The 14,493-nt window shown below is 40.7% G+C and carries 7 protein-coding genes; 4 read left to right on the top strand and 3 right to left on the bottom strand.

Going from position 1 to position 14,493, the window contains the following annotated elements; genetic code table 11:
* Positions 1 to 2 precede the first annotated feature (2 nt).
* Positions 3 to 1,427 carry an APC family permease gene (locus tag L1283_RS11255; protein WP_088163503.1) on the top strand — a complete coding sequence of 475 codons (1,425 nt, stop codon included), beginning with the start codon at positions 3 to 5 and terminating at the stop codon, positions 1,425 to 1,427.
* A complete protein-coding gene (locus L1283_RS11250) occupies positions 1,414 to 3,645 on the top strand; it encodes a S9 family peptidase (RefSeq protein WP_088160937.1) in 2,232 nt (743 codons plus the stop codon). The genes L1283_RS11255 and L1283_RS11250 overlap by 14 nt, the downstream gene beginning before the upstream one ends.
* A 251-nt stretch (positions 3,646 to 3,896) precedes the next feature.
* On the opposite strand, the gene L1283_RS11245 is transcribed toward L1283_RS11250, so the two are convergent.
* The 3 genes from L1283_RS11245 to L1283_RS11235 form a co-directional block, all read right to left on the bottom strand.
* Entirely contained in the window at positions 3,897 to 5,570 is a 1,674-nt protein-coding gene (locus tag L1283_RS11245; protein WP_088160938.1) for a M1 family metallopeptidase, read from the bottom strand.
* A 22-nt stretch (positions 5,571 to 5,592) separates the two neighbouring features.
* On the bottom strand, positions 5,593 to 7,767 hold the full coding sequence (locus L1283_RS11240) for a S9 family peptidase (RefSeq protein WP_088160939.1): 2,175 nt from the start codon (positions 7,765 to 7,767) through the stop codon (positions 5,593 to 5,595).
* Positions 7,768 to 7,845: 78 nt separating this feature from the next.
* Positions 7,846 to 9,234, bottom strand: a complete 1,389-nt coding sequence (locus L1283_RS11235) for an aminopeptidase P family protein (protein ID WP_088160940.1) — start codon at positions 9,232 to 9,234, stop codon at positions 7,846 to 7,848.
* A 506-nt stretch (positions 9,235 to 9,740) separates the two neighbouring features.
* On the opposite strand from L1283_RS11235, the gene L1283_RS11230 reads away from it, so the two are divergent.
* A complete protein-coding gene (locus L1283_RS11230) occupies positions 9,741 to 10,625 on the top strand; it encodes an AraC family transcriptional regulator (protein ID WP_088160941.1) in 885 nt (294 codons plus the stop codon).
* Positions 10,626 to 11,239: 614 nt separating this feature from the next.
* A complete protein-coding gene (locus L1283_RS11225) occupies positions 11,240 to 14,473 on the top strand; it encodes a SusC/RagA family TonB-linked outer membrane protein (protein WP_088160942.1) in 3,234 nt (1,077 codons plus the stop codon).
* Positions 14,474 to 14,493: the final 20 nt, after the last annotated feature.

The raw sequence follows: 14,493 nt of genomic DNA, 5'->3' as shown, positions 1-14,493 counted from the left end.
TTATGAGTGAGTCGAAACAAACTTTTCAAAAGTCCCTCGGGTTGCTGGATGCTACTATGCTGGTGGTTGGAAGTATGATCGGCTCTGGGATTTTTATTGTATCTGCGGATATCGCTCGTAACACGGGGTCTGCGGGCTGGATGATGGTGGTATGGCTGATATGTGGTTTTATGACATTGACTGCAGCGTTGAGCTATGGTGAATTGAGTGCGATGTTTCCAAAGGCAGGAGGGCAATACATCTACCTTCGGGAGGCTTATGGGCCGGTATTGAGTTTTGTATTTGGCTGGACATTTTTTGCCGTTATACAAACTGCGACAATAGCTGCTGTGGGGGTAGCTTTTGCGAAATTTACAGCCTATCTCTTCCCCTTTATGGATGAAGATGTTTACCTGCTAGAATGGTCAGATTATCGGGTATCGGCAGCGCAGCTGCTGGCAATTACCGTCATTATTGTATTAACCTATATTAATTCAAGAGGCGTAAATAGCGGAAAGCGCGTACAGACATCCATCACATTGATCAAGATCGGGAGCCTGTTGCTCTTGTTGCTCTTTGGCTTCCTGGCTTTGAAACATGAAGTTTGGGCTTGGAACTGGGACAATATATCACTTTGGTCAATGCGCCGTTTAAATACGGATGGAACGTACGCATCTTATGATGGATTTTCAGCAATGGGCGCTTTTTCTGCGGCTATGGTCGGTGCGCTCTTCAGCAGCGATTCCTGGCACTCATCTTCCGCAGTAGCCGGCGAAATTAAAAATCCACAACGTAATATCGGCTTGAGTCTTGCATTAGGGACTTTACTGGTTACCGTAATCTATCTTCTGACTAATTTGATGTACACCGGCATATTGCCTTTGGAAGCTATGGTCAATGCACCAAAAGATCGTGTAGCCATGAGTGTCGCTCAAGAAGTTTTTGGCCCATTTGGGATAACTATTATAGCGATTATGATCATGATCAGCACTTTTGGCTGTAATAATGGGATTATCCTGGCAGGAGCGAGGGTGTATTATTCTATGGCCAAAGATGGTTTGTTTTTTAAAAGGGCAGGTAAGCTCAATGCGCATGCGGTACCTGCCTGGGCACTCTGGATACAATGTGTCGCTGCGTCAATATGGTGTTTAAGCGGAAAATATGGTGATTTATTGGACATGATTACCTGTGTGGTCGTTATATTTTATGTACTCGCGATTGCGGGTATTATTCGTCTCCGTATCACACGTCCAGATTTGAACAGACCCTATAAAGCATTTGGCTATCCTTTTCTTCCCATTCTTTATATTCTGATGGGACTTGCCTTTATTGGGTTGATGGTCATTTTCAAACCCAATTATACCTGGCCGGGCATTATCATTGCACTATTGGGAATCCCGATCTATTATTTAATCAATCCTAAGCGAAGAAAGTATGAAGTTTCTTAGTACAGCGGTTTTGTTGTTGTCTGCACAGTTTCTGTTTGGTCAAGGAACTGTGGCAGATTATACGCGTGCACAAAACTTAAAAAAACAATTGACCAACAAAATTGAAAATCTGCCCGGCCAGTTTTATTGGAATGATAAGGGGGATCTCTTTTGGTATGATCGAAATACGTTGCAGGGAAAAGAGTATATTTTGGTCAATCCCCAGGCAAAAACAAAAGAACAGCTGTTTGATCTGACGAACGTATTTTCGTTAGTGGATGAAAAGCTGGGGCGGAAAATCGAAAATCGTGTTATTTCCAATGATCAGATAAAATTGCTGGATGAGGATCAAGTATCGCTCGATATCGCGGGCTACCTGTGGATCTGGAACCGTCGTTCCTCGCAATTGAGCCAGGGCGCTGCAAGTGGAAATAAAGAACGAAATATGCGATATTGGGGGCAGCGTGAGCAGGGAAATGCCTATAGGGAAGTCGAATCTCCAGATAAAAAATATGTGGCATTTATCCGCAATAATAATGTATTCCTGGCAAAAAAGGGAAATACAAACGAGGCCCGACAAATTACCTTTGATGGCAACACGGCAAATTATTATAGCAATGATATTCAATGGGCACCAGATAGTCGTAAGCTGGCTACAGTAAAAACTCAAAAAATAGAGATCAGGCAACTGACGCTTATTGAATCTTCTCCTAAAGATCAGCTGCAGCCTAAAATTCAGACACGCGATTACGTGAAGCCCGGAGATGAGCTTGCGCAAAAACTACCCATTTTATATGATCTTGAAAAAGACCGACTATCGGTGTTTGATGCTACACTCATACCAAATCAATTTTACCTTTCGGATCTTTCCTGGCGCGATGACAGCAGAGCATTTACCTTCGAGTATAACAAACGGGGGCATCAAGTCTATGGCGTCATGCAGATGGATGCAAATAGCGGTACCTCGAGTTTTCTGATTCAAGAGCAGAATAAGACCTTTATTGATTATAGCGGCAAGAAATACCGTGAGGATCTGGCCGATGGAAAGGAGATTGTATGGGCCTCTGAGCGTGATGGATGGAACCACCTGTATCTCTATGATGGAATTACTGGTAAAGTAAAGAACCAGATAACGAAAGGAAACTGGGTTGTTCGGAAAATTGTGCATGTTGATGCTGAAAAACGAACGGTTATTTTCGAAGGCAGCGGAGTGAATGCTGCAGAAGATCCCTATTTGGTCCACTATTACGCTATCGGTTTAGACGGAAAGGGCTTAAAACTGCTGACCGAAGAAAATGCAAATCATCAAGCTTTTTTCAATAAAGACTATTCGCAGTTTGTGGATACGTATTCCCGGGTCGATCAGCCGCCAATTTCAGTATTGCGCGACAAAAATGGCCGTCTTATCATGGAGCTGGAGAAAACAAACAGTAGTCTGCTCGAAGCTGCAGGGTGGCGTGCACCGGAGGTTTTTAAAGCTAAGGGACGTGATGGCGCAACGGATATCTGGGGGATTATTATTCGGCCGACGAATTTTGATCCTGCTAAAAGCTATCCTGTCATCGAATACATTTATGCGGGACCGCATAGTTCTTTCGTACCAAAATCATTTTACAGCAACCCGAGCGGGATGTACGAACTCGCTGAATTGGGCTTTATTGTGGTGCAGATCGACGGGATGGGGACCTCAAATCGTTCGAAGGCTTTCCATGATGTCTGTTGGAAAAACCTGAAAGATGCGGGCTTTCCGGATCGAATTGCCTGGATGCAGGCCGCGTCAAAACAATATAAATACATGGATATCGGCAGGGTAGGGATCTATGGCACATCTGCCGGGGGGCAAAGTTCAACCGGAGCGCTGTTATTCCATCCCGAGTTTTACAAAGTTGGCGTTTCCTCCTGTGGTTGTCACGATAACCGAATGGATAAAATATGGTGGAACGAGCAATGGATGGGCTGGCCTGTAGGTCCTGAATATGCGGCTAGCTCTAATATTGAAAATGCCGCTAAGCTGGAAGGAAATCTTTTGCTGATTGTTGGAGAACTTGATGATAATGTGGATCCTTCATCCACTTTCCAATTGGTTGATGCTTTGATTAAAGCGCGTAAGAATCATGATTTTATCATGGTTCCTGGAATGGGGCATTCTTCCGGGGGAGATTATGGTGAACGAAAAAGAAGGGACTATTTTGTAAAACATCTTCTTGGCGTAGATCCGCCTGCCTGGAATCAGTATTGATCTTTCATTAGAACAATAATCCGCTAATGCAGGCCTATTTCCTGCTTTTTTTGACGAGTCTGATCTTATTGGCCAGAAAGGACCTTCGGTATGCTTTTATTGCTGTTGGTGTCTGCGAAGTCATGAAGGTTTTATTTCAATTGGGAATAGGTATGAAGCGATAAGAGTGGTTCAAAAACACAGCGCCCCGGAAAGTAGCTAACTTTCTGGGGCGCTGTGTTTATTTCATGTTGGTAACGTTGAAGCTGTTTTTATTCGAACAATACGCCGACATAATAGTTAAACGTATCAATATCGATATTCTCTTTCGTTAAACCGGCTACTTTAATCGGTCTGAAATGTTGGTCCAACTGGATAAGTTCTCTTTTTTGACCTTTTACGCCAATATGTATGGGCATATGGAAGCCTTTGACTTCGCTGATCCAGCGGCCCAATATTCTGCCTGAAGGATCTTGTTTGATTTCCAGTGTAGGAATGGCAGTATGCTTTACATACTGTTCAAACACTTTCAGCAGGTCTAGGCCGGACTGCTGGCTTACGTAGTTGACAACATCAGTATAATCGACTTGTTGGTGATAAAACTTGCTGTTTAATCCCCGCAGAATATTCCGCCACTTTTCATCATTGTCGATCATCGTACGGATCATGTTAAGCATAACACCGCCTTTGGGATACATATCCCCAGATCCCTCTTTATTTACATGGTAAGGGCCCTGGATGGGGCTATCATTTTGGATCCCGCTCCGGATACCATGGGCGTAAGCCTGGCTGGCTTCCTTACCATAGAAATAGTCGATAAATAAGCCTTCGGAATAATTAGTGAAGCTTTCGTGAATCCACATATCGGCCAGATCAGCTGAAGTAATATTGTTGCCAAACCATTCGTGACCAGATTCGTGGACCACAATAAAATCCCATTTATGTCCCCAGCCGGTTCCCGACGCATCCCCGCCGCGATAGCCATTCTGGTAATGGTTACCATAGGCAATGGCACTCTGGTGTTCCATGCCGGTATGGTAGGTTTCAACAAGTTTATAGCCATCTTCATAGAATGGGTATGGACCAAACCAATGTTCAAAGGCTTCTAAGGTCTGGTTGGCGTTTTTCTGAAGATGGGCTTTTTTTTCTGCCGTATCGTTTTCGCGCAAAATATAGTAGTCTATATCCAATGGCCCTTTTTCACCTTTGTATTTTTCCTTAAAATGAACGTAGTCGCCGATGTTGATGGCGACATTATAGTTGTTGATCGGATTGGCAACTTTCCAGTGGTATTTGGTGTAACCATCCTTCATCTTTTCTACCTTGACCAAACGTCCATTGGAAACATTCATCACCTCTTTCGGGACAGCGATGGAAATCAGCATACTATCCACTTCATCGGATTGATGGTCTTTGTTTGGCCACCAGACACTCGCACCCATACCCTGGCAGGCCGTGGCCACCCATGGCTTTCCATTGCTATCTTTTTTCCAGTCAAAGCCGCCGTCCCAGGGAGCTTTGACCGCTTCTGTAGGATGGCCTTCGTAATATACCGTAAACTCTTCCTGTATTCCTTTCTTGATAGTCGCAGGAAATTCGACAAAGACAGCATTGTGTTCTCTGGTAAAGGAAAGTTCTTTCCCCTTATATACGACTTTGTCTACGTTGAGATTTGCAAAAAGATCAAATTGCAGGCGATTAAAATCAGTTGTGGCCTTGAAACGGAAAAGGTTTGAACCCGAAATAAACTTATTGTCTATATCTACCTTAACATCCAAATGGTAGTATTGGATATCGTAGCAGGTTCGCAGCGGTGACAGGTATCCGCGCAGTGAATCCGCTCTTGTGAATTCATTTTTTTCTTTCATCAGCTGGGCCGCTGATTGCTGTATGCCTGCGGTCAGTAGACCGCAGGTTCCCAATGCATATAATAGTATTCTTTTCATCTGTAAATGATAACTATTCGGTCTATCTTCCACCCGGAGGGCAATGTAATTTTAGATAGTTTGTAAATAATGTTTTTAAATGTTCATGTGTACCTTGTCCCTCGCTGATCGAATGGCTGCGGTTGGGGTAAGACATCAACTGGAACTGCACGTTATTTTTGATCAGTTCATTGATCAGGACTTCTGCATTTTGATAATGCACATTGTCGTCTCCGGTTCCATGGATATAGAGTAAATTACCTTTGATGTTTTTTGCATATTTCAGCGGAGAGCCGTTTTCAAAGTCTGCAAGATTTTCTTGGGGGAGGCCCATGTAGCGTTCTTGATATACGTTGTCGTAAAGGAGCTGATTTGCTACAGCTGCAATGGCGATACCCGTTTTATAGATTTGAGGATATTGTCCCAGTAGGTTCAGCGTGCTTGATCCGCCACCGCTCCAGCCCCAGACGGCCACACGTGAATTGTCGACAAAAGGCCATTTCAGGATTTCTTGTGTTGCCAAAGCCTGGTCGCGAATATTGAGCTGCCCGATATTGCGGTAGATGCTTTTTCGCCACAAACTGCCTTTAGGAGCAGGAGTTCCGCGATTATCCAAAGAAATATAAATGTAGCCATCCTGCGCCATATTTCCTTTATATAAACTGTTATAGCCTGCACCGAAATTGTCTAATACAGTTTGTGATGCTGGTTCGCCGTAGACCATAAAGACGACAGGATACCTTTTATTGGGATCGAAATCAAGTGGTTTTACCATCCAGCCGTCTAACTCAATACCGTCCGTTGTTTTAACTTTAAAAAACTCGGCAATACCATCGCTGACTTTTTTTTCACGTTTAAAATCAAAGTCTACGAGTATTTTGTGTGTCGGTAACTCAATAACGGCATTGTGTTTTAATGTTGCCCGGTTGCTAAAGCTGAAGATGGCAATTTTACCGTCTTTTGAAATATCATAATCGCAGGTGCCTTCGTATGAGGCCGGGGTCAGTCTTTTTGGAACTCCGCCTTTCGTCGATACACTATACAGATACTTCTGCGTTGCATTGCTTGGAGAGGCGGTAAAATAAATCGTTTCATTTTTCGGATCGAAAAAGTCAAGATTGATCATATCATAGTCCGCTTTCATAACCAGCTTCTCGTTGCCCGATAAATCAATCTGATAGATTTTGCGCCAGCCGTCCTTTTCCGAGACCCAGATAAAGGCCTTGCCACCTTGAACCCAGTCCCATCCCGAAGGATCGTTGTTGTTCCATCGTGCTTTGATATCAATCCACGAGTCGCTTTGCTCCTGATGTATGTTTTGCGCTTTATTATCGGAGAGAGCTACGGTATAGATTTTGCTCTCATTTTGTTTTCTGTTGAGCTGCTCTAGGATAACCTGCTTGCTATCAAGACACCATTCCATGCGGGGAATATAGTGCTGGTTGGGATCTCCCGGGATATTCAGCATGGTATTTTTTCCAGTGGCGATTTCATAGGTCCATATCGAACAGGCACTCGGCGATTGTCCAACTTTAGGATACTCCACGGGAATGGTATAGGAGTAGAGGCTATCCGTATTGTTGATCATCAGAAAATTACGGATGTTGCGGGCATCAAGCTTCCAATAAGCAATGGAAGCACCGTCGGGCGACCAGCGGAAACCATCTTTACATCCAAATTCTTCCTCGTAAACCCAATCGAAAGTACCATTGATTAAACGGTCTGTTCCATCTTTGGTAACGGAAACGATGCTGCCACTGGCGAGATCTTCCACGTAAACATTATGGTCGGCTTTATTGACGTAGGCGACCTTATCTGCTTGCGGGTTAAACTTCGCAAACATCAGTTGTGAGGCCGGGAATTTTTGGCCTAGTTGCTGCAGCTGATTGGTCTTTTTGTTGTAAACCCAATAATCGCCTCTTGTATTCTCGCGCCATACTCTTTTGCTATTGGTATAGATCAAAATAAGCTCCTTGTTTTTGGAAATGGAAAAATTTTCGACTTTCAAGGCTGCTGTTGCTCCTTTCGGAATAAGCGATTGCTGTGAAAGGAAGATGGAGCGCACCCCATTTTTGGGGTTGACCATTTCTATTCCCTTGTCGGAAAATTCATAATATTGATCACCATGATCTGTCCAGAGTCGCTGCGCAAAAAGGGAAGCTGGAACCTGAAAAATCAGTATTAGAATAATAAAGATCGACTGTTTAATGCTGTTCATTTGTTTATCTGTTTGAGTTGACCCCAAAAGAATTTAAGTTTACTTTTTGGGTTTATCATTATGTGAGTTGTTCGTTAATTAATCAATTGGATTGTCTTTGAGTTGATAGATCTCCTGAATCTCGCGTTCAAGGTATTTTCCTAAACGACGGTATCCATCTGTTTCAATAAGATAATTATCTTCAATACGAATCCCGCCGAAATCGAGATGTTTTTTTAAGAAATCATAATTGATAAAGTCCCTGTGTAAATTTTGCTGTTCCCAAAGCTGCGTTAATTCAGGAATAATATAGATGCCGGGTTCAACGGTTAGCACGTTGCCAGCCTCCAATTTCTTACCTAGCCGCAGCGATTTGATTCCAAAAGTCTTGGTATCTTTTGGCTCAGCTTCAGTATAGCCAACATATTGTTCACCAAGATCCTCCATATCATGCACATCAAGACCGAGCATATGGCCTAGTCCGCATTGAAAGAAAAGCGCATGCGCGTGATTCATGACCGCATCTTGTGCGTTGCCTTTCATGAATCCGGTTTGTATAAGTCCGTCTACAAGCGCTTCACAGGCTTTTAAATGTATTTCTTTAAAACGTATTCCGAATGTCAGCAGCTGCTCTGCAGATTTAAACGCATGTAAGACAATCTGGTAAATTTCCTCTTGTAAAGCCGTAAAACGTTTTCCTACGGGAAAGGTTCTGGTCAGGTCCGAAGCATAGCCCATGGCCGTTTCTACGCCCGAATCATTGAGCAGGAGATCACCTTCATAAAGCTGGTGAAATTGCATATGATTGTGCAGAATTTCACCCCGTTTTGTGACTATCGGAGGATAGGAGAAGGACGTTCCCTGATCTTGCGCAAAATGTTGCATGGCATTGCTGATCTGATATTCGTAACGATCAGGTTTTGTCATTCGCATAGCAATGCGGTGCATATCAACAGCAATATCTACGGCTTTCTCTAATTCGATAATTTCTTCTGCCGTTTTGATACTTCTCTGGGCAACGACAGCTTTAATCAAAGCCACAGAGGGCTGGAGCTGATTTGCGGAACGGCCGGTTAGCTGCTCAAGTAATAACTTATTATGCGACTGATAAGGAGGAAGGTAGTGAACATCTTCCTGTTTTCCTTTGTTAAGATAGTCAAAGAGTTGATTGAAAGGCAGGATTTTGCTGATACCGGAAAGGTCAGCCTTTTCAGCTAAAGTCTGCTGTTGGCCCATCCACACAATATCGTCAATGGTCATTTCATCACCAAATAGTATGGTCTCGTTTTTTTCAGTGTCCAATACAGCCGCCAAACGTGGGCTTTTGATACCGATATAATATAAAAAGCTACTGTCTTGACGGAAGGGATAGGTATTGTGCTCAAAATTGATCGGATTTTCAATGCTGCCTAGCAAAAGAATTTTGCCAGTCGTGATCTTTGATAATAGATTATTTCGGCGATTAAGATATATTTCTTTTTTGAACATAAGTTTTGGGAATTAAAGGAGGTACTGTGTCTGTTGTGCTAAAATCATGAATTGTTTGTAATCTGCTTCGGCTTGAAGTAGAATTGTCTACCTAGCGGTTTATTGTCCAATACGAATATCGTAAAATTTATGCATGTCAAAATCATTTATTTAAAGGTCTATCTTTGATAGTGCGGTGTTTGCTGTTGTTACAAATGAATATGCTCGCCATTTTGTCTCTAAAAAGGTCAAACAACGAAATTAAATAAAGTTCAGCCTTTCTGTTGAATAATAATTTGCACAATTTATCAAAGTCTAATTGTATTTTAACCCATTTTTTTTATGCTGATGAATTTTTGGTGTAAATTATCTGTTTTGGTTTGCGTATTTCTTAGGGATTATTAAATATTGTCGGATTCTAAACATATTTTGGTATAGTATTTTTATGTTTTGTTTGCAAGAAGTAATCTTCCATTGTAGTTGTTATATTTATATTACTAAACAGTAAACATAAAACTAAATAAACTATGAAAACGCTTCAATTTAACGTGCCGACAACCCGAGGGCAAAGTTTAACTGTGCAAGAAGATGTTTTGGAAGCTTTCTATCCCTATTTTCATCGTCATCAGGAGGCTCAGTTAATGTGGATAAAAAAGGGTAGTGGAATTTTGATTGTTGAAGATACGCTCCATCCCTTTAAGGAAAATGATATATTCTTTTTAGGTGCGAATCAACCACATGTTTTTAAGTCTGCGTCCCAAGATGGTCTTTCCAATGAATCACGTTCTGTTTCTATCTTTTTTGATCCCAATGGTAAACTGAAATCACTATTTTCTTTGGATGAATTTGAATCGCTGAATCAATTTATCTATAATAACTCTAGAGGATTTAAGGTGCCGGAAACGTATTTTGAGCAGATATCGGAACGGGTTTGTCAATTGAAGTCAGCTGATCAGATGGATAAGTTAATGCACTTTTTCTATTTATTACGAGCATTGGCAAATATTTCACGGGAGGCGGAAGCACTTTGTAACGAACGGGTAGAAGTTGCCTTTGATACGATGCACGGATCAAATCGCATTAATTTCATCTGCAATTATATTAAGGAGCACTTTAAAGACGAAATTACGCTGGAAGATGTTGCTGACCATGCAAATCTTACTCCGCAGGCATTTTGTCGATATTTTAAAAAGCATTGTGGTGTTACTTTTGTGACCTATCTTAACCGGATAAGAGTCAAAGAAGTTTGTAATCAACTAAACGAAGAACACCTAGACAGTGTTTCGTTTATTGCATACAACAGCGGCTTTAATAGTATTACTAATTTTAACCGAGTTTTTAAGCAAATTGTGGGCTGCAATCCAAAGGAATATGTGCAGCAATATAAACAAACACTCTATTCTGTTATTTAGTTCAAGAAATTCCAATGGAGAATTAGATTGTACCGGAATAAGGAATACGAGTAAATAAGTCTAGATTTCTTAATTAATCTCGCTAGCGGCTCGGTTGGCTAGACTTTTAAACTATATGAATTCGGAAGTAAAATTCTGCTAAGAATGGAACGCATATGGCTATTCTTGGCAGAATTTTATTCTTTTTTATTTAGATGTCTTTTTTCTTTCCTATGTGCCTAAACTTTTTTAAAAGCTATTTATCTTAAGTTTTTTTTGAAATATCTTGTGAAAAATGTAGGTAATTCTCTTTTTTTTGGTTTTTATTTTGGTTTTTTAAAGCTTTTTCCAATAAAATTACCAAAAAATGTAGTAAAATAAATTAGATTAATATGTTTCTGTGGTTTTACTTGTAAATCGGTGTGTGGGGAGTGGATAGGTAGGCTATTGTTGTGAAGATGTACTCGTGTAAGAGTTTTTTATGTTGTGATTGGTTGGGTTAAATTTAGCTATTTAACACTTTGGGTTAATAACTGGGCAATACTTGTTAAAATTTAGTTATCAATGCCAATCAAGTACTTATAACTTAGTTATTACAAAAAGCACTATAAACTAATACATCTGAAACTAAACTTATGAACAGAAAAAGTATCGCTATGCTAGCTGCTACCTTCTTGGTAAGCTCGGCAGTATACGCACAGACAGTTTTGAAGGGGAAGGTGATCGACCAAGACGGGAAACCTATCCCTGGAGTTACAATCACGCTAAGAGATGGAACAGCAACCCAAAGTGGACAAAATGGTGAATTTACGATTAACTATAAGCAGGCGGGGACATTAAGTGTGTCAGCAGTGGGTTATGACCGTAAAGTAGTAAATTTGACCAATCAGACTTCACTTCAGGTCACATTAACGACTGATGAGCGCAATTTGGACGAAGTTGTGGTAACTGCGATGGGAATTACTAGAGATAAGAAATCTTTAGGTTATGCCACGCAGGAAATTAAGGCGAGTGAATTGACAGATGCTGGGCAACATAGCTTAACGGGCGCATTGGCTGGTAAAGCTGCTGGAGTTCAAGTTAATCAATTTGGGGGTGCAATAGGTTCTTCAGCTCGTATTTCCATCCGAGGTAATTCTTCGTTACAGAAAGATCAACAACCCTTGATTGTCGTAGATGGTATTCCCATTACAAATGAAGCACAACGTTCGGGAGATAATACTTATTCAGGGGTTGACTATGGGTCGGGCTTGAATGACATTAATCCAGATGATATTGAAAGCTTAAATATCTTGAAAGGTGGAGCAGCCGCACTTTACGGTATGCGAGCAGGCGCTGGTGTTATTATGATTACTACCAAATCAGGCAAACGCGCTGCCAATGGCGTACAAATTTCGTACGATGGTAATTTTTCTATTGATAGAGTAGTCAATTTACCAAAGTATCAAAATTTATATGGTCAAGGGTCAAGAGGAGATGAATATAGTTACAATACTTTAGGAGGAGGAGAATCTTATCAGGATTATGTAGTTAAGAATTCTTTTAGTTATGTAGATGGTACAGGAGAATTTGGTGTCAACGATAATATTGATGAATCTTGGGGGCCTAGAATGGATATTGGGTTAATGATTCCACAATTTAATAGCCCTGAAGTTAACGGTGTACGCCAAGCAACTCCATGGAATTCCCATAAAAATAATGTCAAGCAATTTTTTCAAACAGGCTTTTCTCAAAATCATAATATTTCTTTACTTTCTAAAACAGATAAGTCTTCTACCCGGGCGTCCATTTCCTTTAGAGATCAGCGCGGGACGGTACCCAATACAGATCAAAAGAAATATACAGCCCAGTTAAATAATGAATATAAGTTAAGCGATAAATTTTCTTATGACATTATGAGTAATTTCACACGTACTGAAAGTAATAATCTCGTAATGCAAGGTTACGATAGTGCTAATCCGATGAATGGGTTGATCTGGTTCGGCCGTCAGGTAGATATGCAAGATCTGAAAAATAATTGGGATCAGCGTGATGAGGCCGGAAATTATACGTACTACAACTGGAATTCCGCCTATCATATGAATCCATTTTATACCATGCATGAGTCTCAAAATGCTCTCAAAATGAATCGTATTTTTGGGAAAACTTCATTGTATTATCAACCTTTTGATTTTTTGAGATTTGAAGGTCGGGTGGGATTGGATTATTATAATACGCATACTTTTGAGACAACCTATTTTAATTTCGACAACAGGAATGGAAAATTCGATGAAATGAAGAATAGTAATTCCGAATTCAATGCAGATTTTATTGCAAACTTCAATAAACAATTTGGAGAACTGAGCTTGACAGGGATTTTGGGTGCAAATTATCGGGATTATCAGTTTGAAACAAACACGTTAGGAGCCAGAGGGTTGAATGTACTAGGGGTCTATACGATCAGTAATAAAATTGGAGATGCCTATACTTTAATGGATCATTCTAAAGGTCGATCAAACTCTGTCTATGCACAAGCCAATTTAGGTTGGCGAGACGAGTTATATTTAGATTTAACCGCGCGGAATGATTGGTCTTCAACGCTGAAAAAATCATTTTTTTATCCTTCAGCAAGTTTAAGTTGGTTGCCTACGGCTAGTTTTGAAGGATTAAAAAGTGATTATTTAAATTTTTGGAAATTGAGGTTCAACATTGTTAAGGTAGGTAATGCAACTCGTCCGTATCAAAACGGAAATTACTACTATGCACAGACAGATTCCTATAATAATTTAGCTCAGATGTATAAGAGTATGACGTATGCAATTGAGGGCTTAGAACCCGAAGCAATTACCTCATACGAAATCGGAACTGAGTTAGGTTTATTCAAAGATCGCCTACATGTGGATTTTACCTACTATAATAAAACCAACAAAAAACAATTGCTTCAGGTGGCAACATCGAATGTGGTTGGTTTTAGTTCTATATTCCTAAATGCTGGTGAAATTAAAAGCAAAGGTGTTGAATTGCAATTAAGAGGCGACATTCTAAAAAGAGGAGATGGGCTAAATTGGACAACGACCATTAACTTCTCAAGAGATAAGAATAAGGTCGTTGAACTTTATCCGCAATTGGGCTTAGAAGATTACAGACTTGGCTGGACTTGGGGTATTTCCAATATGGCATCCGTTGGTAAGCCTTGGGGAACTTTAGTTGGCTCTGGTTTTGATCGTGTAGAAGATGGTCCAATGAAGGGAGCAATAAAAGTCGGTAATAATGGTTTGGTTTCTACACCATTGGATGGTCAGGATATTGGTCAAGCTGTACCCGATTTCTTAGCCTCTATGCGCAACGATTTTACTATCAAGGATTTCAGGTTTGGATTTATGCTCGACTTTAGAAAAGGTGGTGATGTGTGGTCGCAAACTATGGCCCATGGTTATACGACAGGTATTGCAGAAATTACAGCAGCGAATGGCATTCGCGAACGTGCAATTGTAGCTGGTAAGGATGTAATGACAAATGAAAGATTCGCAATGTCGGACGGAAAAGATGGCTGGGTTGAAAATACGATTGAAACTAGTGCACAAGACTGGTACGAAAACGGCGGTATTTCTGAAATGTATGTTTTCGACGGTTCTTTCTTGAAATTGAGAGAAGCTTATGTTTCGTATAACTTGCCTAAACACTTGTATAGTAAGATAAAAGGAATAAAACGTGCCAATATTTCTATTACGGGAACTAATTTAGCTTTGTTATGGGTTCATAAATCTAATACTATGCGTTTGGATCCAGAAGCAGGTGGTGTTTCGAGTGATTCAAGAGGAGTAGGATTTGAACAAGCGACTGTTCCTAATTCAAGAAGTATAGGTCTTAAACTTGGTTTTACATTTTAATTTCTTTATTAGGTTTAAAA

This window comes from Sphingobacterium sp. HSC-15S19 (assembly GCF_050433745.1).
Lineage (GTDB): Bacteria > Bacteroidota > Bacteroidia > Sphingobacteriales > Sphingobacteriaceae > Sphingobacterium > Sphingobacterium siyangense.
This window is presented reverse-complemented; position numbering and strand designations above follow the sequence as displayed.